Origin of the sequence: Streptomyces sp. MB09-02B, from assembly GCF_033794485.1 — a bacterium.
Classification (GTDB): domain Bacteria; phylum Actinomycetota; class Actinomycetes; order Streptomycetales; family Streptomycetaceae; genus Streptomyces.
In genome coordinates this window covers 1-3,331 of the sequence record NZ_JARGEE010000657.1, presented here as the reverse complement: position 1 = coordinate 3,331, position 3,331 = coordinate 1, and the positions used below count along the sequence as shown (strand labels likewise).

General features: G+C 70.2%; 5 protein-coding genes. 2 read left to right on the top strand and 3 right to left on the bottom strand.

Annotated elements, in window-relative coordinates; translation table 11 throughout:
- Positions 1–137, bottom strand: a 137-nt coding sequence (locus P1P70_RS42390; protein ID WP_319247509.1) for a DUF397 domain-containing protein, incomplete at its 3' end; no start/stop codon positions are given.
- Positions 130–885 carry a helix-turn-helix transcriptional regulator gene (locus P1P70_RS42385; protein ID WP_319247508.1) on the bottom strand — a complete coding sequence of 252 codons (756 nt, stop codon included), beginning with the start codon at positions 883–885 and terminating at the stop codon, positions 130–132. The genes P1P70_RS42390 and P1P70_RS42385, both read right to left, overlap by 8 nt.
- 141 nt (positions 886–1,026) lie before the next feature.
- Here P1P70_RS42385 and P1P70_RS42380 point away from each other — a divergent pair, with 141 nt between their 5' ends.
- Positions 1,027–1,473, top strand: a complete 447-nt coding sequence (locus tag P1P70_RS42380) for a hypothetical protein (RefSeq protein ID WP_319247504.1) — start codon at positions 1,027–1,029, stop codon at positions 1,471–1,473.
- Positions 1,451–2,308 carry an alpha/beta hydrolase gene (locus P1P70_RS42375; protein ID WP_319247502.1) on the top strand — a complete coding sequence of 286 codons (858 nt, stop codon included), beginning with the start codon at positions 1,451–1,453 and terminating at the stop codon, positions 2,306–2,308. The genes P1P70_RS42380 and P1P70_RS42375 overlap by 23 nt, the downstream gene beginning before the upstream one ends.
- Positions 2,309–2,352: 44 nt before the next feature.
- On the opposite strand, the gene P1P70_RS42370 is transcribed toward P1P70_RS42375, so the two are convergent.
- Positions 2,353–3,288: a M56 family metallopeptidase gene (locus P1P70_RS42370; protein WP_319247506.1), complete on the bottom strand. Its 936-nt coding sequence runs from the start codon at positions 3,286–3,288 to the stop codon at positions 2,353–2,355.
- Positions 3,289–3,331 lie beyond the last annotated feature (43 nt).

Sequence of the window (3,331 nt, the reverse complement as noted above, 5' to 3'; positions counted from 1 at the left end):
GTGAGGGTGGGGCCGGTGGGGTTTTTCGAGTCGCGTATCCGGACAGTCAACTGTTTACGTTGGAACGCGACTTCGACGCAGTTCCCGCCCTCCGAGTCACTGTGACTCGACTTGAACCACTGCAGCTGGTCACTCATGGCGATCCACCATCCGCTCGATGAAACGGGCCGATTCAGCGGGACTGAGGGCCTGGGCGCGGATCATGCTAAGTCGCTCGGTCGCGCGGCTGACAACACCGGGATCGGCCGACAGTTCGCTGGCGAACGGACCTTCTGAGAACGCGAATCGCTCGTGGTCGTGAGTCTCCAACAACACCATCGGCCCCATGAGCCCTACGGAGATGGCCCGTTCGAACGGGAGCACTTGCAACGCCACGTTGCGCAGACGGGCTGCCTCCAACAGGCGGTCCAACTGCTCCGCGTCGACCTGCGTGCCGCGCAGGGCCGCCTCGTAGATGACGAAGCTCATGCTCACGGGAGGCCTTCGGTCGGTGAGGATGGCCTGTCGGTCCATCCGAGCCGCGACCCGCGCCTCCACCGTCTCCTCATCCAGCGCCGGGACGTGGTTCTCGATCAGCGCCCGCGCGTATCCCATCGTCTGCAACAGCCCGGGCACGTACGTGGTTTCGTACGACCAGAAGCTGATCGCCTCCCGTTCGCGCTCCATGAAGTCCTGAGCCCGCGCCGGGAACTTCTCCCGCTGCAAGTACTCCTTGGCTGCGCTCAGCAACCCCTGCGCCCCGCACAACTCGTCCGCCACATCCAGCACCCGCGGGGTCGGCATCCTTACCCCCTGCTCCATGGATTTGATCGTGTCCGGCGAGTAGTTCGCGGCCTCGGCCAACTGCTCGCGGCTCACGTTCGCCTTCGTGCGCCAGCGCTTCATCTGGTTGCCGCCGTACCGCCAGGCCACCGGCGAGGGGGAGTTGTACTGGGCTGACACCGCGCGCACCTCCGACCGATACACACCGTCGTGTATCACCTCAGTCGCTACCGAGCGTAGCCCGCGCATTGCCACCGTGTGACCATGACGAACGCAATTCACCGGCCTCCGTGGGTACCGGTGTCGGGACACCGGCTGCGCGTGATCGGCGTGCACTTCGACGCCGTGCGCATCGAGGGCGGGCGCGGGGAGCTGGTCGCGGACAGGCTGGTCGAGGTGACCGACGGGGACGCCGGGCCGGTCGTTCTCGAACAGGCCGGGTTCCGGTGGGTGTACTTCCTGCTGCGGCCGGGGACGGTGCACAGGCACGCGTGGCTGCCGGGCGTGCAGCGGTTCGGGTTGAACTCCGCGAACATGCGCAGGGTGACGTACGTCGGCATCCCCGCCCTCGACGGCAACACGTATCCGCTGCGCTGGTACTCCGAGCCGACGCCTCAAGCTCCGTACGTGGAACCGGAGTCACTGCTCGCCGCTGTGACGACGGCGTTCCGTGGGGTAACCGACAGCCATGAGCGAAGTGCTGCTGACTGAGACTTTCCGTAGTGCGTCGGGGGCCGTGCGGTGGGGCACGATCGGGGAGGCCGGGCAGGAACCGGTCGTACTCTGCCACGGCACCCCCTTCTCTTCCTACGTCTGGCGCGGCATCGCCCAGGCGCTGGCCGACACCGACCGTTACCAGGTGTTCGTGTGGGACATGCCCGGGTACGGCGAGTCGGACATGCACACCGGTCAGGACGTGTCCCTGGCCGCTCAGGGACGGGTCTTCGCCGACTTGCTGGCGCACTGGGGGCTGGACGAGCCCTTCGTGGTCGCGCACGACTTCGGCGGAGCGGTGTCCCTGAGGGCCCATCTGCTGCACGGGGCCCGCTACCGCGCGCTCGCTCTCGTCGACCCCGTCGCGCTCGCCCCGTGGGGTTCACCCTCCTTCCGGCTGCTCGGCCGGCACGCCGAGGTCTTCGAACAGCTGCCGCCCGCGCTGCACCGGGCCCTCGTGCGGGAGTACGTCAGCTCCGCCAGCGGGCCGGGGCTGCACCCCACCGTCCTCGACCGGCTCGTCGAGCCGTGGCTCGGCGAACACGGGCAGCCCGCCTTCTACCGGCAGATCGCCCAGGCGAACCAGGCCCACACAGACGAGATCCAGGACCGGTACGGGCAGATCGGCATCCCGGCGCTGGTGTGCTGGGGCGAGGACGACGGCTGGATCCCGCTGGCGAAGGGACGCGAACTGGCCGACCGTATCCCGGGGGCGCGGTTCGAGCCGATCTCGGGCGCGGGGCACCTCGTCCAGGAGGACACCCCCGCCGAACTCACCGCCGTATTGATGGACTTCCTGCAGGAACAGTCGGCCGACCAGTCGGACGGCTGATCGGACGGCTAGTCGGACGGTCGATCGGAGGGCTGATCGGACGGCTAGAGCGTCCCCAGCGCCGGGGCGAACGCGATGAGGAGCGGGAGCAGGGCGAGGAGCCCGGCCGCTGTCGTGGTGGCCGCACGGCGGGTGCGGTCCAGGCGGGGCGGGGGTTCCAGCAGGCGCTCCACCCGGTCGCCCAGCAGGCGGCGGGTGTTGGAGCAGCTCAACACGCCCCGATGCTGGTTGAGTTCGATGAGGGCTAGGGCGGTGGTGAGGTGGCCGCAGCGACGCGAGGCCGTGTCGTCGGCGGCGAGTTCGACCAGGCGGTGGGTCTGGTCGGCGAAGTGGGCGAAGAGGGGGATGCGCGGGAAGCCCGTGGCGAGGGCGGTGGACAGGTGCAGCAGCCAGTCGTGGCGGGCGCGGGCGTGGCCGAGTTCATGGGCGAGTACGGCGTCCAGCTGACGGTCGCTCAGCTTGGCCAACGCGCCGGTGGTGACGACCAGTTGGGGCGGGGCGCCCGGCATGAGCCACGCGTCCGGGTACTCGTCCTCCAGGACCAGCAGCGGCCCGTTCGCCTGCGGCAGCCCGGCCGGGAGGTCGGGGGCGCGCTCCCGCAGATGCGCGCGGCGCAGCCGCCGCCGACGCCGGGCCTCGACCAGCTCCCGGGCCAGCATCGCACCGCTCCAGGCCGCCCCCAGGGCCAGCACCAGCGTCAGTACGGCCGTCCAGGGCGGCGCGGCCGTGAGGTCGTACGCGGCGGTCACGGCCGGGGGCGCGGGCGCGAAGGCGTGCGTACGCACCGTCTCGAACACCGCCGCCGCCCCGAGCACGAGCGCCGCGAGACAGCTCAGCAGCGCCGCCGCCACCAGACACTGCCACGCCCACAGCGCGACCACGGGTTCCCGCTCGGGCCACCTCGCCTTCACCAGGGCACGGGGGCCCAGCACGGCGGCGGTCAGGGCCACGGCGGTGAGAAGGAGCAGGAGAACGGTCACGTCACTGGGTCCGGTTCCTGGTCGGGGGCGGGCGGGCCGTACA